Raw genomic sequence first — 21,325 nt, 5'->3', positions numbered from 1 at the left:
AGACAAAATGAAAATTATAAACAAAACAAAAGAAATTCAGTCACAGATTATCGAGGCATTTGAAGCTCGCCATGCCACGAAAGTATTCGATCAAGAAAAATATAAAACATAGCACCTCAAATATGATAAATTTCTGCTAATAAAGTATCGTGCTACACAACGAGATCACTGATCTCAATGTTGCCATAAATATTGTGTTTGGCTACGCGCAACTTTAGATGAGCCAAGTTTTCATTTTTCCTAACCAGTTCCGTGATAGTAGATTTGTCAAATTCGCTCATACCGTAACCAAAAATGATAGATTCAAATGCATCAAACGGCATTCGTTTGAGGTTGATTTCAGGGTAGCTCTTAAGCATAGGGGACAGTCCATTAGGTAATTGAACGCAAAGTCTGGTTGTACTAATGGCCCTACTTTCTCTTCGCATAACATAAGAGGACATACAATTCGAGTTTCATCTTCAGAAGACCACTGTTTGGCTTTCGAATATAGCAGCCGTTCCGAGAGTTCAATTACATCAATACCATTGCTACTAAGAGATTGCATAACTCCTAATGGATTTCCTAAATCCGCAACATGGAAGTTTTTCAACGGAGCACCATTCATTCTCATCATACCTTTATAATATGTAAGAGAAGCTCTTTTATCTGGAGTATAACTAACATCTTTCGGGGGAAGTTGGTTGAAAAATGCATGATTCTCATTGAAAGTAACAGCTAGTCCCCTACCTTCACTAGCATAATGTGTCCACATAAGTTCATTTGTGTCAGACTTTGACAGGGATAAACCCCCTAACTGGCAGCTTAATGCCTCAACTAAAAATGAGTTAACTCTTCCAGCCGTTTTAGTCAGTTGCTCCCGATCATAATCTTCCATTGAGTTGAAGCCTTCTTGATCTAGCATATGCGGGAAATGGTCTCCATATCGAGAGCCACACGGTTTTAGGAAGAAGTTTTCTAATTCTTCATTTGATGGGACATAGGAAGGATCGGTTTGTATTTTATCATGTTCTTTTTTTGCCCATGCATAATCCGCTGGTGAAAGCTCATTAAAATATGGCCATAATCTCGCCTCACTTCCTTTATCATTAAGGTATTTAGGCTGAGTCATGCGAAATAAACCGTTTGATATAAATTCTACTCTTGGTGACCAACTATTGGTTCTATTATCGAAAACCAAACCATAATACTTTACAAGCATTAGTACTCTCCAGTCATGTAAGCCTACCTATGCGGCGCTGAGCTACCTTCCACACACATAATGCGCCATATTTTATATGCTTGCAATTTACAATCAGTCCGTCACTTGAATCAAAAATTCATGAATTAGAATGCAGTGAAGCTATTTAGAGCAACAGAAAACCATTACACACCTTCAGATAACTTTTCATAAGGCAAAGTCACACTAACAGGTGATGAATGAGTATTTACTCTGAATGGTTTTGGGGCAGATCTGAGTTAGCTGGCACTTTTTGAGAAAATTGCCACGAGTAAAACTTCAGGTCTATGAAGCCTCTGGACAGAAGCTTGTTAATGCCTTTGCTAAGTTAGCGAGTCATGAATAAATGCAAGTGTAAAAGTCCCTTAACTCATTGCATTGTATTGATTGGAAAGGTCAGATACTGGGTGCTCCCAATTGATGAACAATTCCAAATCATCGCAGGGAGCAACCGTAATACCCTTAAATTATGTATGAAGAGGTGCTAACTGATAGCTCTGGCTAAGAACAGCTAAAAGCACTGTTCTTAGTTGAATTACTTGAAGTAATAAGAAAACACGAGTTCGAGGGTATCAACATCACCTGCTAAATGATGCCATTGTAGATCTGACTTAATTTGACCAAAGTCCAATACATTCACGCCGACGCCTATGTTGGGGTGAACATTATCCTCCACCTCGAAATCTTCCGCGTGGTTCGAACTTGCATCAAGATAACCTAAGCCCAAACTGAAGTACGGGGCGAATTTATCGCCCCAAAGCTGCGTAACTCGATAAACAAAGTTAAAGCTGTAATGTTGGTAATCGACCGTCATATCATTATATTGCGTATGTTCTGCTTTCAAATCGACACTATTTAGCCAACGATAAGTAAACTGGATACTCGCGTTATTATCAAATTGGTACCCTAAGCTACTTCCGAAAGAAAACTGACTGTTACTTTCCTGACTCCACGCGTTGTGGTCAGTATCTGGCTCTAACCATGAAATCCCAGGATTAGCTGTTACATATATTCCGTTATTCTCTTCTGCAGAATGAGCGAAAGGAGAAACACTTAACAATAGTGGGACGACCACTTTAACGGCAAGTGACTTTTGATGTCTAAACAGTGCGAGTATCGTCAATAGCAGCGTGCTTAAGAACCCTATAGAACCACCACTGCTGGTTCCCGCGATAACCTTCCCCCCATAAGGAACACCGGCTTGAATATGAAGATTAACGGTAGCAGGGTAACTATGTCTTGTTCCAATATCTGTAACATCATATTCAAAGCTATCATCGCCTATAAAACCAGCGTCAGGCGTGTAAATGAATTCACCAGTCTCCTTAAGTGTTACCGACCCATGCATTGGTTGTTTATAGATTCGCGCAGTTAAATCGGCATAAAAAGGAGCTTGTGTATTCGCGTCATCTGTATCGTTAAGCAACACACCTGGTGCAACAATAGTATCAATACTGTCTGCGTAAAGTGAGTAGCTATCATTATTAGCAACTGGCGCAGCATTGTTAGGGATAAGAGTCCAACCTGTGGAGAGAATTGTTATTGATACTTTTGCTTGGCTAGTATTGATTGAATAATAAAATTCATCATTGCCATAATAATCAGCATCAGGTTGATACTCAAAACTACCGTCAGCATTCAATGTGACACTTCCATACAAAGCATCTTGGTCTAATGCAGCGGGTGCTGAGTTTTCATTGGTATCATTTTTAAGCACTCCATTTTGACTAGAGACAATCAACTTAGTATCTTGATCAACCTCATAGCTATCTGGGTGAGCATAAAGAGATTCATGTTTTTCGAATGCGCCAATGTCGATTCTCAACCCCTGCGGGCGGGTTTGTTTGAGGTAATCTGATGTGATTGAGCTACCATCGTCATATAGCGCTTTATCGTCGTCGCCTTTATCAACAAGGGCTATTGAAAGCGTGTTTGGAACGAAACAATTAGTTGTAACGCACCCTGCAAGTGACAGGCCAGTGTTAGGGGTATCATCGACACCAGGTGACGAAATAAAGTTATCATTGTTCTCTGCTAATGGGTAAATAGTTGTATCGTCCCAATCTGTTGGATAAATTGCAGAGCCAACATTATTTACACCATCGACTGTAATGAGTAGATTGTTATTGGCTATAAGTTGAGCACTATTGATTAACTCTATATGGGTCGCTTTGTAAGTAGCAGGGTCTACATTTTTAGTAATAGTCGGGTAATACAGCGTGCTATTGGTTAGCGTCAATTTTCCTTTATTGACATAGATTGGCCAACCTCTATTAGCATCCCTTCCATCAAATAAAGTATTTATAATTTGTGCATCAGCTTCATTAAATCTAAAAGTAGAATTAAATAAGCCTTTAAATATACTATCTTTGATGACTGCCGTTGTGCTGCCTGAACTATCTTGACTAACTTGAATAACATGACTCGCTGTGTTTTCATCCAATGGTCCATTAGATTCAAAAGCCGTGTTTTCAATAAAAACATTACTATTAAAAATAAGGGTAGGTGCTGATCTTGGGCCAAGATTTTCGAATATAAATGAATCTTTTATTGTAACAATGCCATCTTGAGTAGACATGATGGATGCCTCTCCTTGCCTAGGCACTATCTTATATAGGATAACGTTATTGAGTGTTACATTAGCGTTATCGGAAAAGATAAAACCTGACATGTGTTCTGCCCACACATTTTCAATGGTGACATCAATGGGGCGCCCTGCGGTATTTCGAGGATTGATGTCAAATAAAAGACCAGATGATCTTAGAATCAGATTGTTAGGATCATTCGGATAACCAGTATTAAATGAGCCAGTATCAGAAACCCAGCGTTGATGGTCATTAATGTGGACATAATCATCGCCTAATCCTCGAATGATAATATCATCAGTAATTGTCATTCGGTTGTCGGTTTGACCTGAAGGGACTTCACCCAAATTAGGCGAGATAGGTGCTTGTGCATTATATGAAGCCGGTATTTCGATAGTATCTAAACCAGGATTAGCATTGGCCTTTTCGATGAAATCTCGAAGTGAGCCCATGCCTTGATCACTACTTGTTGTTACCGTATAAGTGGCAGATTGTACGCTCAAAGAGCTAAAAAGTAGTCCAAATAAAATTATTGACTTTGGAGTCATATTACCATCCTTGATATCCATGAAAAAACTAAGCCCAGATTTTTTTAAGTTCCTTGCAACCAACAACTTAGCTCATATATAAGAATGTCACAACTCTCCCTAAGTAATAACTTTTGGAGATGTGTACTGCTCCCACAGCATAGATAAAACAGACACTACATTAGCGGGTATTGCTGTCTCTCCATCTAAAACAGTTTGAACAGAAGCCTTCAAACCTTTTTCACCTTTTGGATTAGCAACACAGTATCCTAAAATTGTTCCTCGAATGTGCTGCCCTAAAGAAACAACACTGCGAGATAAGAAACGACAACTACTCTCTAAAGATTGCATAGATTGTTGTTCAAGCGATTTTGGGCGACTGCATTTAATACCTATTTGTATCGCGGCATTAGCAATGGCCAGAGTGTCGTTGTGATCAGTTTTATGACCTTCAAGGTATCCTTTTACTTTTTTGGGATTGATGATCCGTACTTCATGCCCAAATCTTTCAGCTAACTGTCCCCAATAATGACAACCACAGCAACCTTCCATGGCGACAATAGAAGGTTTTGCCTTAGCAAGAAATTCCTTCATTTATTGTCGGCTTAACGGTTTGTTGGAAAGCAACTCACCATGAACACTGATATGGCAGGCTTGAAGCACATTTTTTGCTAGGTCGATAGCGATAACATTCTTAGTCAGCATATTGGAATCCTCGTTTAGGGTCTCACTTTGCTAAGTGTAGATTGGCAAAGGAGGGAGTGGATTCCCTACATCAAGCTATATGACCCCGCAAGACTATGTAAACTAAGCAAAAATATTTGCCCAGTTTACTTACTTTCAATGTACCATCTAGCGGTTATTGAGGATGTGTTTCTGATTTAATAAATGGCTATGGAATTACACCACAAGCGAATTTATTAAATAATCTAGTATAGGGCTACTAGTAACAGCCTCTTCTCTACACGGCATAAACGTCGGTTTTTTTAGCCATCCACGATTCATTAATTCATCCAACAAATCATGATAACGGAAGCTGCATTTTCCAACAAACATACTGTCGATAGAACGCTGCTTCTCTGTCTGTAACGCTTGTAAGAAGCCCTTGAGGTAAAGGTGGTCCTTTGTAAAACCACCACCGCGATACACTCTTGACGTCAATGAAAATGCGCTCTCTATATCGAGATTCAGCCCATCATTGAGATAACTATAAGTTTGGTAAAAGTCCTGTTCAGTCAGCATTGAATCAACCGCTAAGACGCGTTTTGCCAGCATATTGATACGCTCGTGCGACAAGTCACCAGACTGGTACTCCGCTAAGATTGCGATGCCTTCTTGAGACAATGTAGAACCAGGCAAACCCAACCGAAAAATCTTTAGGGGCTGATTTTGAGCGTTGTAATTTGTTGCCATGTGAACGCCAAGTTCATGCTGGATCAGGCGAGCGACCTCTCGGTCAGTGAAGGTCGCTTTACTGTTCACATGCAGCGTTGGAGGGTTTGATGTCACCATCGCCCGCGCGGCGATAGTATTTGAACACGTTACCTTGCATCTCATGCCAAACTTCAGCGCAGCTTCGGACAATTTCTCCATGGTTTGTTTCGAAGTAAATGTCTCATTAATCTTTTCTTCAAGCGGTTTTGCGTAGAGTAGAAACTTAGCATTATCTAAGTCCTGCTCATTAGGCCGTCCGTGATAGCGCAGTGCGTTATATAGGAATGCCTCACTACCGACAGACGCGAGTAAGTCCATCTTATCACTCAGCTTTTGTACCATGTCACTGTACAAATGGCGCATATCAGGATCGGATATATCCTCTATCGGTAATCGGTACAACTGTTGTTTAAAATCGTTAACATTGATTGGTAGCTGTCGATAGCGATAGTTCGGTTTATAGCGACTAGGGTTGGCCTCAAATCGCTTGAACTCCGCATTCAAGTTTGTCGGGTTTACGTATTTGAGAGTTTCGACTTTACTAGCCAGTTGATAAAGCTGTCTGTCAACATTAAGTAGGCTTGACTCAATGCTAGAACTCAACATATCGGCTTTTCTTGTACAGCGCTTTTTGTTGTATTTGCGTTGAACAAAAGCACTAGTTTGGCTGAACGCAGCTTTCAAACCAGACTGTAATGCTTCGAGCACCAATGGATACGGTGTGCCGCTCTCTTCTTCCATAAAGACTTTTTTGACTTCAGTTGGTAGAACAAGGGTACGGTCAAAATGAGCATTGGTATGAGAGATTAAGTAGCCTCTGCCCTCAAAAACAGAGTCTAACTCAGCCGTTGTTGAAATATTAGGCAAAGGAGTCTTAGATAATTCAGAAGCAAACCGATGCACCACTGCACCCCAGCGCTCCATATCTATCTGAGTGGTGCCAATATTGAATACTGGCGCATCAATGCGCTGGCGCTTGTAGTTATATGAGTGGATATCAAACACCACCACGCTGTCATGCATTGCCTCAAGCTTGGTAATGATAGCTTCATATAGGGTATAAAATACCGAGTGTTTACGATGGCTTTCTGTTCGAAGTTTGTTGCTCAGTGGTTTCTTCCAGACCAGTCGATTCCATGCTGACTTATAATAAGTGCTTAGGGTCATCGCTCGATTTAGATCATATTCAAATCGCGAATCGAGCCCAACCATCGTAATGGGTTGGGATGAAATCATATTGTCAGTGAATGGGTCTTCTTCAAACAGTCGTTCAGACTCATTAAGCACACAGCGCTGAACTAAATCATCACGCAGACGTGAGCCAGCATGAATGGCGGTACAAACCACAGGAAGATATTCATCGATTTTTATGAAGCAGCCAGCATCTAAAAGTTCACCGACAAAAGGTTGCCCTCGCTGGATTAGCGAGAGCATTTCAGACAGGGTATATTGTTTATGGTTCAATGTGGGCATTCTCAACAGCCATACGGAAAGCACTTTTTCTCTGTTGAAGCAGATCTTTTGAGTTCACTATGTTTTCAACGAAATCAATAACCTGACGTTGTAGTCTGACACGGTTTAACTTGTTGATTCTCATGATACCGCCAGGACTTAATACGTTAACCTCAACCAACTTGTTGCCAATCACGTCCAAGCCCGTGAAGTAGAGACCATCTCGAACCAGTTTAGGGCCAATCGCGGCACATAAACGTTTTTCTTCTTTGGTGATACTGTGTTTAACAACGGTGCCACCGGCATGAACATTTGAGCGGAACTCTCCGGTAGCAGGTACACGTTTCATCGCACCAATTGGCTCACCATTTAGCATGAGAATCCGTTTGTCGCCTTCTTCTGCCCCTTCAATATAATCTTGTAGGATCACATAGTTACTTTGTTCACCTTCTCCAATATAGAAATCGAGCAAAGAACGGAAGTTTTGCTGTGCATTCTTTTCAATCACGATCACGCCGTGGCCGCCAAAGCCATTCAATGGCTTTAAGATCATTTTTTCGCTGTCACTTTCTTCTAAAACACGCTGTAGGTAATCGCGATTTTTAGAGACGTGTGTTGCTGGAATAAACTCACTAGCAGTACCACCCATACTCGCGGTATAGAGCTTATTGTTTGCTAGGCGAAGACCCTCCAGATCATTGATGATGAGAGTGTCATCTTTGATCGAGTCTAAGAAGTTCAGTGCCAAGTTATCCAAAGGTGGATTTGATCTCATGAAGATGACATCAAAGCCAGCCATAGGAAGGCGGGCTTTAGAAAATTCAGCTTGACGATAAAATGTAGGGATCTTATCTGATATCTTTTGACCTTTTTTCAGCACATTACAAAAACCAAATACGGTGCTGTCACGGATTGTTAGCCCACTTGTCGTTGTAATCGCTACGGTATGACCGCGAGATACACATTCGTGAACCAAACGCAGTGTAGTGTCAGTTTCCGGACAAACACGCTCCCATGGGTACATCAAAAAGCAGATGTTCATTAGTCGTCATCTCCGATGGAATAAGCGTTGTAATCATCCTCAGCGACAGTTGGCTTACTGTTTAATGTGTGAAAGCGTTTTTTCCCCCGAGAGAGCTTTACGTATTTCGCCCAGGTTTTTTCTAGTTTTGTTGAAGGCTCTTTTTTACCTTGAACCACTTCTAAGAAGTCCAATTCAGACTGATTTTCTGGTGTTAAATCTCCGCTTTCAAGCGCTAACAGAGTGCTGCCAAAGAAGGTTAAAATCTCGTCTTCAACCAAAGTGAAGTCGCCTGATTTAGAAAAACCACGTGAAAAGTGTTTATTGTCGTAAAAACGAGTTTTTCCTTGTCGAATTTCTTGAATAGACATCGCAATCGTCTCGATTAATGAGTGTTATGGATAGGCGAAAGATATGCGTAGATGAGCGACGTGAAAAACAAAAAATTTTTATCGTAAAGATTTGTTTTTTTTATTGCTCAGACGGTTATATGCATAGGTATCTACACAAATTGAGCAAAAAACGAACTAGCCAACTCTTTCATCCTGTTGATTTCCTCTGTAGTGTAAGAGTTTAATACCTCACACATTTGCAAGAACACCCAGAGACCTGCAAGTAAGGCTGAATGTGTTACTGGCTTTGAACGCTTCGTCAAACGCCCACTTAATTTCACTAAAAAACTCTTAAATTCATTCGCTTCTTCTGACTTATCTGAGTAAAGCTTGAAAACGAGCGTGGTCGCAACACTGGCTACAATTAATCGTTTGAGTATCAATTCACCCGTTGTCTGTTGCCACTTCTCAAGCTGATGACCATTCGTTTTCAACAGTTTGAACCAAGACTCAATATTCCAGCGGTGGCAATACCACATCGCTATATCTGTCGCATCAACATCGAAAACATTCGACAATAAATACCACCTTGCCAACTCATTGCCTTTTTCATCGGTCACTAAGCTCATAACAAGGCGACATTCAGGCGCTTGCGATGCCAACTTTTCCGACTTTCTCTGTAACTCAACCTTCGTCTCTCCGACAAAAAGATAACCCTCTCTCCCTCGTATTGAAACGACGCCTTTGATATCTGGATTTAGCTTTCGACCAATTACCTCTGCCGTTTTAAATTGCCCTTCATGACGGAAGGTGGAGGTTTTTTTGTTCGTGTTAGCCAATTTATAGACCCAAAGCGTCTTAAGTCTTTTGCTGAATCTGCTTCCCTGTCGACAACGTGGACTAAGGGCTTATCTAAGCGCAATTGTTCTTGCCACTGAATGCTTTCAAATAACGAGTCCAGATGGCTTTGTTTTGGTTGAATGTCTTGAGACCGACATTGATAAATTCCTTTATCAGTCAATAAGTTCAGACCTGCTGGAGCAATAGGCTCTCCCGTCTCAGCATCAACGAGTAGAGAGGTTTGTAGCTCATAACCCACATCCATAGCATGAGACATCTGGGTCTTATCAAACTTACTCTGATGTTTAGACAAATTGATACGACACCAGTCATGTGCCATCAAGACATAGCGACTTTGAGTGTCTTTTACTCCAGTTCTTGCCAGCCCGAGCATCGGACTACTCAGCATAGGGAAGGTCACATTGTCATTGTGGTAAAAGCGCCATGTGGCTTGGGTCGAAGCCCAAGATTGCGTATGGTGCTCTAATGATTTAGCCCCAGGGGCATTAGTCGAATTCACAGTCATATGTTCCATAACAATGGTCTGATAACGTTTAGAGAGTCTTGATTCTAAGAGGCACGGTAAATGATGTTGTTCGAAAAGAGTCATAATCAGTAAAGTGAAAGAATAGTTAACTCTCTTGATCACTGATCCGTGGTTCAGTTCCCTTAATCAAATTAATTGCTCAATATGCGACCAATCTGTGTAGATACCTATGCTCTTTAGCCTAAAACAAGGTGCGATCTCTACCGTTTTTGACTCATATTTTCTGTTATGTCTTTTGACAAAGCTAAGTTCTGCGCTGCATCCATCGACGCAACAAAATAGTTTACCAAAAGGTTGTTGTTCAAAGCCCAAAGCTGAGACCGAAGTGCCACTCGCTCGAATCGCTTCTGGAATTTTACTGCCCACTATTCCTCCATAGATTTATCAAAGTTCTGTTAAGGTGAATAACCAAAATGCCACGCGAGCCGAGTTACTTTTAATGCTGTTATGCGCCTATCCCTGCATAGTTTTCTCGGACTATTGCCATTGCAGACTCAGCAGCGACGTCATAGTCCTCAAACGTTCGTTTGTAAAAATAGAAAAATGCGACACCAAACTCAGCTAGTTCAATGAAGATAAAATTATTCGTAGAGTGGAAGAAATGGAAGTCATTATTCGTGGTATGGATAACACAAAGAGAGTTAAGCCTGTCTACCTTTGATTTCATACTCAATACTTGCAATGCAGAACGAAGGTTAGAAAAAATCTTTGAAGGACTTGTCTCCATAGGACCTTGAAACATTGCTATTGGCATTTTGCCAATAAAAGGAATGTAGTCTGCACCTTTTACCTTGTTTAAGTTTCTTCGAAGGTCAAGCACTTGAAATTTGTACTCTAAAGTTTCTAACCATAGAATGATTAACTCTAAGGTCTCTTGAGAGAACCCTTGGTTACTAACATCGAATTTTTCAAATTCATGCTTCAAATGCCTCTCTAAGTAACCGAGGAGATTCGAGTTGCACTCCTTGCACGCTGGTAGCGTCGTTTTATTGTAAGTCTGAGAAATGTCGTTAGTTGTTGTTTTGAACGTTCGTTTTGTACAACGGTTGTAGACCCATTGAGGAATCACATGCTCTCTAGTCAACTTCTCTTGAGAACCACAAATTATGCACATTTCTGCTGAGTGATCGGCAATGATTGCATCAATTACTTTCTTCTTATTTAGTCTAATTTTCTTTCGAAGTTGAACCAGCTTTAACTGAATGCTCATTTGAGAATTAGCTCCTAACTTACTCGGGACACAGAACGCTTTGATACGGTGATTAGCCGTATTTCATGGATATATGATGTGGTCTTTCTTTTAAGGGTTCAACATAAATTCAATAGCTTAGTTAAAAAGATAATAAGTTAGATTTCCACGTGATGCATTACTTCTTGATTTTCTGCATTCAGATAACTTTTAGTAGGGAAAATTCGCATTAACGGCATGTGAACGAGCTTTTACTCTAAAAAGAAAAGGGGCATTTTTGATTCAGAATAATTTGTGCAGCAACAAAAGACAGACTACGACAAAAAGCATCTAAAAGTTTCTAACTTTATTGTTACTTCTTGCTTTAAGTTGGCCTATTGAGTGAAATTGAGTTTTGATCTTTATTGTCAAATCTTTGCTATAGCGTCACGTAGCAATCAGCTCTGCGTAACAGAAAAGTTTCAATCTTTGTTGTTCACCGACAACAGCATGCACCAGTTTTGATTTCTCACGTTTAACTCTTGCTTGCCCCTTCTCGCTTACGACAAACTCGCAGTCCATCAATGACAATGAAGGACTGTAGCCAATCACCTTCCCATAAGACTCTTTCTCTCGTGACCGAATAGAATACACACGCGTCGTATCAGTGGAGCGATGTAAGTTCAGATACACATCAACTTTCATGTCATGATCTCCAAGGTGTTAAGAGAAAGAATCGAACAAGGTGTCATTTAGCAATAGCGAGCTTCATGAGCGGCTTTGAGCTTTTCCATCAGCGACGACAAGACAGCGGCTTCCACATCAGGCAGAGACTCACGAGCGAATACTTCAAGGAACTCGAAATCCAACGCCTCATAAGTAGCATCGAACTGACATACCTCATCCGGCGCTTCAACTGCTGCTCTTTGCATGTCATCCAAGAGCTTGCAATGGTCTAGGTATTGCTCGGTCGTACCATCAAGTAACTGGTTGGTTTCAAGCCAATGAAGGAGCCTATCCCATGCCATGTCTTCGTCCGTGGCATGCACAAGGTATGATTCAGGTTCGCCGCCTTCTGCGTGTGTAACGACTAAAAATAATTGCTTCATGTCTATCTCCAAATTAAAAAAGTTCGGGGGACTGGGTACACCATTACGTCCCGTTTTAGTCAGCTAATGCCACCTCTTGAGCTTGCTTTGTCGCGATGTCCACAATTTCGCTTTCGAGGAATTCCTTGATTTTACTTTTACGAATTTGCTTCAAGTTCTTGGCTTTAAGTTGAAAGTCTTCAATGGTTTCCTTGCTGGAGGCAATTTTCGATTCCCAATACTGAAGTTCGGTAGGATCGGATTTCAGCTGAACCTTATATTCTTCAAGATCACATTGAGCGTCATTGACCACCCATAAGTGAGCAAGCAAATCCAATCTCGATTTATCTAAGATATGACTTTTGCAGGCCAGCATCGCTGATCGTTGGTCTTTATGCTCAATGAAGGAAAAGCCTGAATTTTCAGGTAACGAAGGCATGATCACTTCTACAACCTCATTGCCTTTACTGTCGTAACCACCATCAGCACTTGGGTACTTCGATAGCATTAGAACGCCGCAATATGCGATCTCATCATGAATGACTTGATACCAACTGTTGCCCCAAAACATTGCCATGAAATTTCTCCAATCTGTTGTGTGTGATGACAGCTAAAGAATAGATTCGACCTATCTCCCCTCCCCCCACTCACTGTGGCAAGTCAATCGCTATCTACCGTGCTAACCAATACGGGGGGAGCCCTTACATTCATCCACTAAAGTATCTCTAAACCGCAATCACGGAGATGCAGCATGAACAACCTTACTTTTGAAACTTGGGTGGAATCCTTTAAACCAATCATCAATGAGAATGGGGGTAGCGCCATCTTCCTTGATGAAAAATGCATCTCATTCGAAACCTATGGCAACGACCTAGAAACCATCAAAAAAACCGACGCCAGTCGAGTTTGGACGATCATTGAGATTGACGTAGATGAAGAAGAGGATGAGCTGGGGGAGCCTATCGACAGTAAATGGGTGATTGTCAATGGATGCCATTGGGTTAACCGAGTTGCCTACATCATTACTCAAACGCCATGGCAAGACGGCAGTGACTACGAGATCACTTACGACTGATACAAATCACACAGACTCCTGAAAGGCAAAGAGAGGCTAATATGGACATGAATAATCAAAAAATCGTCGCTAACGATCTACTCAAGGCAAGAAGTACTGCTGATCCATCAATCGTATTGGAATGTGCTGATGGCAAAGTACGCATTTATTCGTTCCCAATCTCAGACCAAGACAGCAAAGAAAAGATGACCATGGCGCTGCGCGTTCTTATGGGTAAACTCAACGTGCTCAAATACACGTTCGTTCTAGAAGCTTGGATGAGTACCAACCCAGACATCAAACCTTCGATGTCGCCTACACGACAAGAGTATATGGTGTTTTTGATCAATGACCGTGTAGACGAGACATGCACATTCTGGCCGATTCAAAGAAAAGAAGATGGCTCTGGCTTTGTCACCGAAACACACGATGTAAACCAAAACGGACAATCCGGTCTAATGTGCGATTTGTTTGACACTGAGCCGTATGAAAAACTCAGTTTTACGAAAAAACGAGCGATCGACAAATTGGTTCTCAGACTACTGAACATGCGTGCAGAAGCAACGCCAACCTTTCATTAGTAAAAATATACCCACATAAAAAAGAGCACCTGAGTGCTCTTTTTTATATTACGCGACTTGTGAGTACTTGCTATCCGGTTCGCCATCTCGGACCAACTCATAGAGCAAGGGTTCATAATAGTTTGTGGACATAAGGATTAAGTACACCGGAACGCCTTGGTCATAGAGCGCTTTCTGAAACACTTTGATTTCTTTCAATGTCATAGAAGAAGTGCGCTCCTTCATCATTCGCGCTTCGTTAATCATGTTCTCTGAATAAAATTGGACGCCGATGGAATTGACCTTCAGGTACGGCTCGATGCGCTTCCCCAATCGGTGTAACAAGAACTGATCACTAAAACCAGACTGCTTCAATCGCATAACCTTGTCCTTCAACTGCTTTTTCCGAGCAGAGACGTACCGCTTTTGTTCACTTACCAATTGAGCAGCCTTTTCAGTAAGTCCTTTTTTATTTTTAAAAATGCCGTGCCGTGCGAGTCCTAATAATTCATGTTCATTCACTGTCGATGAAGATGGCGAACCATCAAGGTTGTACCGGGTGTAGGAAGCTCGATAGCAATTGATTAACGCCAGCTTGTATTCCCTACTGGAGAAAAACCTATCCAGATATACAGAGACATCTGCCTGCTCGAACGATTGGCAGAGCGTTTTGTGTAAAGAAGCACCAGCCCCAATTGCCAATGGCTTGAGTGGTGTTCTGGCCAGAATAGGAAATAGTGTGAATGCACATTGTTGGATTTGCTCTTGAATACCACGATCCATGTTTACCCTCGACGATTGTTCCATACCATCCTCATTGTATCTAAATGAGTTTACAGATTGACAAATAGCGAGTGAAAAAGGCGAAATTACCTAACACATGAAAATGGACTGGTAAATTGCTAAACCGTCATGGGTTTCGTCGTATAACAGAGTTAGTGCATAACTAGCGAGATATAGTATGACGCCTGAATTTGAAGCAAAACTCGACCGCTTGAATAAACTTCGAAAAAACGCAATGGAAAGCAATGCGTTCTCGGATGCTGCCAAAGAACACGAAAAAGCCATCCAACAAACCGACAGCCACTCCCCTGCCACCACCAAAAAGACCAAAAAGAAAGGTCCCAAATCATTAGCGGAAATCTACAAACCGCATACACATGAAGAAACCCATTAGATAATGGAATCTAAGAATGGGCGCTGCTGGTGGTATTAGCGGATACCCAATCTTTGATATACGCCGAAAATGCACTCTGGTCAGAGATATGCCCCGAGCAAGCCGGTTGACCCGTAAACTCCGCTTTTCGTTTAGCAATAAAAGCCATGAACTCCCAATTGGTGCCAGTTGGACACCATTGTTTGAAAGCCAAATATCGTTCATTCATGATTCTTCTCCTCGGCAGAAACGCTGTCTATTGATAGTAACGTCCCCTCGTCAGAGTACCTAGAAACCTCCCCCCGTTTGGTATCGCTGGTGGTTGAAATCATCGCCATCGAAGCCCTTTCTATTCTGGCTGCAGCTCTGTACTCAGAACCCGTCATCCGCCTGAAATATGAAAGTCACAGTTGGTCGATGCATGGAACTCAATAAAGCATATTGATTGTCAACAATGAAATTTTGGATAAATCAAGATTTTGCCACATAAAAATAAGCATAAATAACAGGTGCTTATGTAAAAAAACAAATAAACCTAAAAAAACGGCTCACTATTTGGAATTCAAAATTAGGTTACCTGCAATGATTCAAGGGCCTACTTAAAAGGTATTTACCGGAATTATTGGAGATATTTCTATGCAAAACACAATCAACGTCAATGATGTACAAAAAGTAGATTCAAAGACGACATACCTCGGCTTAATTACATTCGCGCTTATGTTTTTTACCGTCTCGGCCATTGCCGGTTCAGGTGGTGATGCGTTCCAAGGCCTATTTGATGAACTAGTGAGCTTTGCTGAAGGTGTTCCTGGACAAATTATCGCGTTCTGTTCTTTCGCAGGGATCATCATCTTCTCAATGGTTCGACCAAACCTTATCGGTCTTGGTGTTTCTGTCATCATCATGCTGGTGCTGGCGCAACTTCAAACCATTATCACTACCATGCTAACTGCCGGTCTTCCGGTATAAAGCAACAGATGTCTCTGGGCCTTATAGAAGAGGCCCAGAAGTACATAAGGGGGTCATATGAGTAAGTTAGACATCAATAATGATGCTCGTCCTCAACTACCGAACAATCAAACCTATGTGCCACTTCGAGTAAACGACAAACAATCGGTGATCGGAATGGAGTCGGATACAGCGGGGATTTTGCTTGTCGGTATCGCTATCGGACACATCAGCAAGAACCTGTTACTTATCGGTGGAATCGCCATTCTTTTCGCTCTCGCCTATTCATGGGTCAAAGATAACTATCCCAAAGGTCGGCTCAAACACATGTTGTGGTGGGCTGGAATCATTAACTTTAAATCCCGTAAATCGTTTCCAGAAGCATTTAACCGTACTTATTTTCGCTAACTCTTTGTAGCGATCCGTTTTTAAATTCTATGTGTTGTTTTAGCAAAAGTTTGAGGTTTGCTATGAATATATTTAACCGCAAAAAAAAGGGGCAGGATGAGTCTGAACTGGAGCATGATTCAGATTCGAATGTCCAACGTTCTTGGCAAGCAGCCATCGACCACAGCAACAAAATGACGAAGATGATGGGGCTGTCCATCATTATCTGCGCATTTCTAGCGTTTAAGGTAATGACAGCGAAACCCATCACCGTTGTTACCCCGCCTAATTTCTCTGAAGAAATTGTCATGATAGGCAACAAAGCCAACTCAGGTTATAAGAAGCAATGGGGCATATTCATTGCCAGCATGCTTGGTAACGTGAATGTCCGTAATGTGGATATTGTCTTAGATACGCTCAAACCAATGCTCTCCATTCGAGATTACGATGCATTGAATGAGCAAGTGATCAGTCATGTGAAAGCTTTAGACATCAGGGACCAAGTGCAAGAGTTCAACGTATTAGATGTGTTCTACGATAACAAATACGACAAAGTGATTGTTTACGGCGAGCGTAAGCTTACTGAGCGGAAGAAACGCGGCAATAAAAGCGATGAACGCCGTGCAGTACGCTGGACATACGAACTCAAGATTGCCAATGCACACGGTAGTCCAAAGATGAAGTCCATTGACCAATACGAAGGCGCTCCGCAGATAGAACGCAATCGTATCGAACGCAAGCAAGACAAGTAGGTCCCGTTATGAAAAATTTACATCACCTCGCTAGATATACGACCTTGCTTTGTGCCACGTTATCATTCGGTGCAATGGCAAACCTAAACGTCATCCCTATTGAACCTGTTGGCTCGAAAGTGGAGCGACAAACAACGCAACCAGAAAATAAAGCAGCTGTTGCGGCAATGGTTGACCAAGTAGTCAAATCTTTACCGACCGATAAGCAAGAGTCATTAAGTCAATTCACTCCAGTCAATGACCCAGCTGCGAAGCAACCTATTGTCAGCACAAAATCCGTCGATGAATTTGGAAGAGTCACCCAATCAGACAAGAACGTGATTGTCGCAACACCACCAACGGCCCAACCACCGAAACCTTCTCTGACTGCATTCGAACGTATGCAGCGACAAATGGCGAAAAAGTTTAAGCCGGTTCAGAAGTACAAACTACGCCCTTCAGACAATATTACGTTGCCTGCAGCAAAGTACATTCTCAACAGTATTCGCACCTCTTTCAAAGAAATTAACATTCGCAGTTCAGATCCCAATGTTGTCATGAAAGTGGATGGTAGCTTTATCTATTTCACATCTAACAACGATGCCCCTTTTAATATCATTATGTTCGAAAAAGGGGTGCCTGAAACCCAAGTTAACTTAACGATTTGGCCACTTGATGTCATGCCTGCAATGGTACAAGTCGATGTCCGATACAACAAAGCACTACAAGCAAAAGTGAACCGCGTATTGGCGTCCAAAAAACAGGATAAAATTGAGCAAGAAAAGCGCATTCAAGATATGGAATCTGAATTGGCCATTGCCAGTGATCCTGAAGTTAAGTCATCTCCATACGTCGAGGGTATCAACAAACTGTTTGCGCAAACGGCAGGAAAAGCAACACCTACAGGTTTTGACTTGCAGACCAACATTCCGCGAGACGCGTTACGTCCTTGTCGATTTGGAACATATGCAGAGACGAAACAACGTTTAATATCGTCTCGACGAATCGTGGACGTTGTATTGGTTAAAAACGTTACGAATCGAAATGTGGTTTTGCGAGAGCAGGATTGCTGGGTAGATGATGACGTGATCGCAACGGGTATCTTAAACAAAGCGACCTTAAAGCCATCAGAAAAAACCGAAGTATACGTATTGCGCGACCGACTGTACTACCAACGTATGCATTCTCGCAATGAACGTCCATCACTTCTGGATTAATCGAGGTGAACCATGAAGATTAACTTTAAAGAGCTTTGGGAAACCAACAAAAATTTCCGATATGGGGTGATTGGCGTCTGTATTGTTCCTGCCGCCTATGTTGCGATGCAATTTATTCATCCGGGCAAAATTCAACGACCGAACGCAGACGCGAATAAAATCGAAAAAGTGTTCATGCCTTCGAGCACACGTACCCAACTAGAGAGGGAAGACGTTGACGGAGTTCGTGACGCCTTAGTTGAAATTTCGGCTATCGATAAAAAGTCGTCGGCACGTAATGACAATTACCAGTACGACCTGTTAAGACAAGAGGTCGATGGTCTTCGTCAAAAAATGGCCGATCAAGATGCTGAGATTGCCGAATGGAAGTCAGGCAAACGACAATTGGAAAGAACCAACTATGATCCGAACCAAATCCGACAAGGCCGCCAAGTCGTTGTAGATCGACACGGGAACGCAACGGAAATCACTGTCGACACTAATGGCGTGCCGAACCAACAAGTGAGCCAGTTGCGCAGCTCCCCTCCCCCAGCTCTTGCAGGCATTCGAAGTGTCGATGAAGGGAATGATGCGATTTTGTTGCAAGACGGGCGTGTAAAAACCTTAGTAGAAGCGAACCAACTGGTCGATGAAGATGAAATGTCAGAGGCGCAAAAACGTGAGGCATTGAATCAGAAAGAAATGGAGTTGGCTGCAGCCTTGAAGAACTATCAGCAAAAACCTGAGCAAAAAGGGTATTCAATTTCATTGCCAACCACCAGCCTTGTAACCGGTACTTTGCTATCAGGCATGCAAGCTCCAACCAGTATTGGTTCAGCGAGAGAGCCCCTTCCGGCGGTCATGCGCATCAAGACAGATGCACTGTTGCCAAATGGTTATCGTGCTGACCTAAGAGACTGTCAGGCACTATTATCCGGCATTGGTCAATTGTCAGACCGCAGAGCCTACATGAGACTAGAAAAAGTGGTCTGCATCGATGAGGACGGACTCACGGCAGAAGCAGCGGCGCAAGGCTTTGCTACTGGCTCTGACGGTCAGGCAGGGATTCCAGGCACGTTAGTTGCTCGAAACGGTGAAGTATTGAAAGGCTCCATGTGGGCGGGTTTCTTTTCTGGACTGGCACAAGGTATTGCCCCATCAAGGGTGCCGGGTGTCGACATCAACTCTGACGGAACAGGCTTTCAAACACCCGATCTAGGGACACTAGGCACCTCGGCAGTACTCCAAGGTGGCGCCTCATCTTTGGACCGCATTTCGGAATACTACGTAAAAATGTTGGAAGAAATCTGGCCAACCGTTGACGTACCAGCAATGCAAGAAGTGACCTTCCTACTTCAAGCCCCTTTAAAACTGACGTTTAAGGAGATCTAATATGGCCACTGGTGATAATGAAAAGAAAAATGACCAACCAACTGAGGCGTCGAATTCCAGTCAGGAGCTTGAACAACTCATTGAGAAGGCATCAAAACCAACAATGCCCGACGAACCTAAAGGCGACGAAGAACCGACCGTGATTGAAGCAACGCAAACGCAAACGGAAAGTAAGACGTCAAATCTATTGCCGAAGATCATCTTAGTGTGGTTAATGGTCCTATCAGGGGTAATGGCTTATGCCATGATGGTGATCGACAAACAAAGTGAAACGTCATTAAGCCAACACCCCATTGTGTTTTACCCGTTTGGTAAAGCGTTTTCGGCTCTTAAATCTCAGGGTTATGATTTTGCTGCTATAGAAAAATATAACAACAACATGATCCAGATATTGAACTCTGAAGGGAAAGTGGTGCTACCTGCAGCTAGTGTGCATGGTCAGTTACCAGATTCTCTTGTTGTTAAGCTAATGTCCGTCGATGAAATGAACAGGCTGGCTTCGCAACAATCGGAGTAACAAAACCAATAAAACTAGCAAACAACACAGCTTGGCCACTTTCACAGTGGCCTTTTTTAATGCACTCCACTCGCGGCATCCATCGCACTCAAACAGATCGTGTCATACTTCGTCTTCATCACATTGACTTTGGTTTCTGCTCGAACCGCTCTGTTATATGAGGCCAACACCTCTTCGCTAGAGTCTTTCACCAACGCCAAGATCGCTTTTTTCTGAGTCTCTGTTAAGTCGGTGGCCAGCAACGCGTCGATGCTTTCATCTATACGATCAAAATACTGAGCTAACATACTTCCCTCCTAGTTAATTTCATTTTGAATATTCAATAGCAAGTGACGACAAGCATTGTCTCTAAAGCGAACGTAGTCCACGGGTGAACCAATACCATGTCTAAGCGCATCTAACGTTTCCCGAAGGACGACGACCGGCATGTCAGGGTTTCGGCACTGTAGTCCATAGAAGTCGAACTCAAAAACCGTCATGTTTGCTTCGTCGATCTGATAGCGCCTTGAGATATCTTCAATACGTGTAAATAGCCCATAGGCATCGATATATATCGTTTTCCCTTCAATATCGAAAGCATTGAGGTAATGAAGGTCAACGCCATACTCAGACAGAATCACACCTCGAATCGGGAACCGGCTACGTTCTCCAGCCACAATCAAACCCTCGCACAAGACATAACATTTTGAATGAGCGAACTCGTCAATAAATTCAGTGGTAACTGGGCTTGGCTGCTCACACAGATATTGGATGTCACTGAGAGACAATGAACGCATCACATCAATCAGCTCACGACATCCATGGCTATGCCACATTACCCGCTTTACTTCATTCTCCATTGCTGCTCCCCGGCTATTCGTTGAATTCAATATACGACGTTTCCCATACCTGGCCTAGCAATCTCCCCCCACTTAGTACGTAACCCACTGAACGAGAGCTCGAAACATGTATTTTGGATTCGTTAATTGCCATTTATTTCAGCCCCATACGCTAGATTGATACGGTTCAACCCGAAAACATCATCACTAGTATTAGTGATCGTTTTCTCCAAGCTGGAGAGCTTCCAATTCTCCCATGCTATGCATGTCCTTACTGTCAATGCACTTTGACACCAACAAGAGTTACCCACTCGCATTACTACACGTAATTAACCCCAATCAACGGTTCAAAA

At 42.3% G+C, this 21,325-nt stretch carries 23 protein-coding genes and 2 pseudogenes; 9 read left to right on the top strand and 16 right to left on the bottom strand.

From position 1 onward, the window contains the following. Positions 1–277: 277 nt before the first annotated feature. The 12 genes and pseudogenes from AB4161_RS02020 to AB4161_RS01965 form a co-directional block, all read right to left on the bottom strand. Positions 278–1,201 carry a DUF2971 domain-containing protein gene (locus tag AB4161_RS02020; protein WP_198591243.1) on the bottom strand — a complete coding sequence of 308 codons (924 nt, stop codon included), beginning with the start codon at positions 1,199–1,201 and terminating at the stop codon, positions 278–280. A 553-nt stretch (positions 1,202–1,754) separates the two neighbouring features. Then, positions 1,755–4,352 (bottom strand): Ig-like domain-containing protein, encoded by a 2,598-nt coding sequence (locus AB4161_RS02015; RefSeq protein WP_016800261.1) that lies wholly within the window; start codon positions 4,350–4,352, stop codon positions 1,755–1,757. Between the two features lie 111 nt (positions 4,353–4,463). Continuing rightward, a pseudogene (locus AB4161_RS02010) lies at positions 4,464–5,036 on the bottom strand (transposase); the annotation flags it as partial. Positions 5,037–5,231: 195 nt separating this feature from the next. Next, on the bottom strand, positions 5,232–7,238 hold the full coding sequence (locus AB4161_RS02005; RefSeq protein ID WP_016794265.1) for a flavohemoglobin expression-modulating QEGLA motif protein: 2,007 nt from the start codon (positions 7,236–7,238) through the stop codon (positions 5,232–5,234). Further along, complete coding sequence (gshB, locus tag AB4161_RS02000) at positions 7,219–8,259, bottom strand: glutathione synthase (protein WP_016794266.1); 1,041 nt, start codon at positions 8,257–8,259, stop codon at positions 7,219–7,221. Before gshB ends, AB4161_RS02005 begins: the two co-directional genes overlap by 20 nt. Further along, positions 8,259–8,609, bottom strand: a complete 351-nt coding sequence (gene maoP, locus AB4161_RS01995) for a DUF413 domain-containing protein (protein WP_016794267.1) — start codon at positions 8,607–8,609, stop codon at positions 8,259–8,261. Before maoP ends, gshB begins: the two co-directional genes overlap by 1 nt. A 131-nt stretch (positions 8,610–8,740) precedes the next feature. Then, positions 8,741–10,026, bottom strand: a pseudogene (locus AB4161_RS01990) (hypothetical protein). 57 nt (positions 10,027–10,083) lie between these two features. Continuing rightward, complete coding sequence (locus tag AB4161_RS01985) at positions 10,084–10,323, bottom strand: hypothetical protein (RefSeq protein WP_372082667.1); 240 nt, start codon at positions 10,321–10,323, stop codon at positions 10,084–10,086. A gap of 79 nt (positions 10,324–10,402) precedes the next feature. Beyond that, positions 10,403–11,167 (bottom strand): hypothetical protein, encoded by a 765-nt coding sequence (locus AB4161_RS01980; RefSeq protein WP_274700431.1) that lies wholly within the window; start codon positions 11,165–11,167, stop codon positions 10,403–10,405. 405 nt (positions 11,168–11,572) lie between these two features. Beyond that, the gene (locus tag AB4161_RS01975; RefSeq protein WP_154724136.1) at positions 11,573–11,830 is read right to left on the bottom strand and encodes a hypothetical protein; all 258 of its coding nucleotides are present in this window, start codon (positions 11,828–11,830) and stop codon (positions 11,573–11,575) included. A 47-nt stretch (positions 11,831–11,877) separates the two neighbouring features. Further along, entirely contained in the window at positions 11,878–12,234 is a 357-nt protein-coding gene (locus AB4161_RS01970; RefSeq protein WP_102305698.1) for a hypothetical protein, read from the bottom strand. A 55-nt stretch (positions 12,235–12,289) separates the two neighbouring features. After that, positions 12,290–12,790 carry a hypothetical protein gene (locus AB4161_RS01965; RefSeq protein ID WP_154724135.1) on the bottom strand — a complete coding sequence of 167 codons (501 nt, stop codon included), beginning with the start codon at positions 12,788–12,790 and terminating at the stop codon, positions 12,290–12,292. 174 nt (positions 12,791–12,964) lie between these two features. On the opposite strand from AB4161_RS01965, the gene AB4161_RS01960 reads away from it, so the two are divergent. Next, a complete protein-coding gene (locus AB4161_RS01960; RefSeq protein WP_154724134.1) occupies positions 12,965–13,288 on the top strand; it encodes a hypothetical protein in 324 nt (107 codons plus the stop codon). A gap of 41 nt (positions 13,289–13,329) precedes the next feature. Then, complete coding sequence (locus tag AB4161_RS01955; protein WP_136987017.1) at positions 13,330–13,848, top strand: hypothetical protein; 519 nt, start codon at positions 13,330–13,332, stop codon at positions 13,846–13,848. A 48-nt stretch (positions 13,849–13,896) separates the two neighbouring features. On the opposite strand, the gene AB4161_RS01950 is transcribed toward AB4161_RS01955, so the two are convergent. Next, positions 13,897–14,634, bottom strand: a complete 738-nt coding sequence (locus AB4161_RS01950; RefSeq protein ID WP_154724036.1) for a hypothetical protein — start codon at positions 14,632–14,634, stop codon at positions 13,897–13,899. Positions 14,635–14,788: 154 nt separating this feature from the next. Here AB4161_RS01950 and AB4161_RS01945 point away from each other — a divergent pair, with 154 nt between their 5' ends. Further along, a complete protein-coding gene (locus AB4161_RS01945) occupies positions 14,789–15,004 on the top strand; it encodes a hypothetical protein (RefSeq protein WP_154724035.1) in 216 nt (71 codons plus the stop codon). A gap of 10 nt (positions 15,005–15,014) precedes the next feature. Here AB4161_RS01945 and AB4161_RS01940 read toward each other — a convergent pair whose 3' ends face one another. After that, positions 15,015–15,212: a hypothetical protein gene (locus tag AB4161_RS01940; RefSeq protein WP_081230237.1), complete on the bottom strand. Its 198-nt coding sequence runs from the start codon at positions 15,210–15,212 to the stop codon at positions 15,015–15,017. 407 nt (positions 15,213–15,619) lie between these two features. Here AB4161_RS01940 and AB4161_RS01935 point away from each other — a divergent pair, with 407 nt between their 5' ends. The 6 genes from AB4161_RS01935 to AB4161_RS01910 all read left to right on the top strand — a co-directional run bounded on the left by AB4161_RS01935 (position 15,620) and on the right by AB4161_RS01910 (position 20,154). After that, positions 15,620–15,952, top strand: a complete 333-nt coding sequence (locus tag AB4161_RS01935; RefSeq protein WP_081230238.1) for a hypothetical protein — start codon at positions 15,620–15,622, stop codon at positions 15,950–15,952. A gap of 57 nt (positions 15,953–16,009) precedes the next feature. After that, positions 16,010–16,339: a type IV conjugative transfer system protein TraL gene (locus tag AB4161_RS01930; RefSeq protein WP_136987019.1), complete on the top strand. Its 330-nt coding sequence runs from the start codon at positions 16,010–16,012 to the stop codon at positions 16,337–16,339. Between the two features lie 62 nt (positions 16,340–16,401). Continuing rightward, positions 16,402–17,070: a TraE/TraK family type IV conjugative transfer system protein gene (locus AB4161_RS01925; protein ID WP_162299030.1), complete on the top strand. Its 669-nt coding sequence runs from the start codon at positions 16,402–16,404 to the stop codon at positions 17,068–17,070. Positions 17,071–17,078: 8 nt separating this feature from the next. Continuing rightward, entirely contained in the window at positions 17,079–18,266 is a 1,188-nt protein-coding gene (locus tag AB4161_RS01920) for a hypothetical protein (RefSeq protein WP_154724034.1), read from the top strand. 12 nt (positions 18,267–18,278) lie between these two features. Continuing rightward, entirely contained in the window at positions 18,279–19,637 is a 1,359-nt protein-coding gene (locus tag AB4161_RS01915) for a TraB/VirB10 family protein (RefSeq protein WP_136987022.1), read from the top strand. 1 nt (position 19,638) lies between these two features. Then, positions 19,639–20,154 carry a hypothetical protein gene (locus tag AB4161_RS01910; protein ID WP_136987023.1) on the top strand — a complete coding sequence of 172 codons (516 nt, stop codon included), beginning with the start codon at positions 19,639–19,641 and terminating at the stop codon, positions 20,152–20,154. A gap of 56 nt (positions 20,155–20,210) precedes the next feature. Here AB4161_RS01910 and AB4161_RS01905 read toward each other — a convergent pair whose 3' ends face one another. Both AB4161_RS01905 and AB4161_RS01900 read right to left on the bottom strand, forming a co-directional pair. Then, a complete protein-coding gene (locus AB4161_RS01905; protein WP_086714999.1) occupies positions 20,211–20,441 on the bottom strand; it encodes a hypothetical protein in 231 nt (76 codons plus the stop codon). A 9-nt stretch (positions 20,442–20,450) separates the two neighbouring features. Continuing rightward, positions 20,451–20,993 carry a hypothetical protein gene (locus tag AB4161_RS01900; RefSeq protein WP_154724033.1) on the bottom strand — a complete coding sequence of 181 codons (543 nt, stop codon included), beginning with the start codon at positions 20,991–20,993 and terminating at the stop codon, positions 20,451–20,453. Between the last annotated feature and the right edge of the window lie 332 nt (positions 20,994–21,325).

The organism is Vibrio sp. 10N.286.51.E5 (genome assembly GCF_041469125.1).
Lineage (GTDB): Bacteria > Pseudomonadota > Gammaproteobacteria > Enterobacterales > Vibrionaceae > Vibrio > Vibrio crassostreae_C.
The sequence above is the reverse complement of the archived record's forward strand: the minus strand, read 5'-3'. Positions and strand labels throughout refer to the sequence as shown.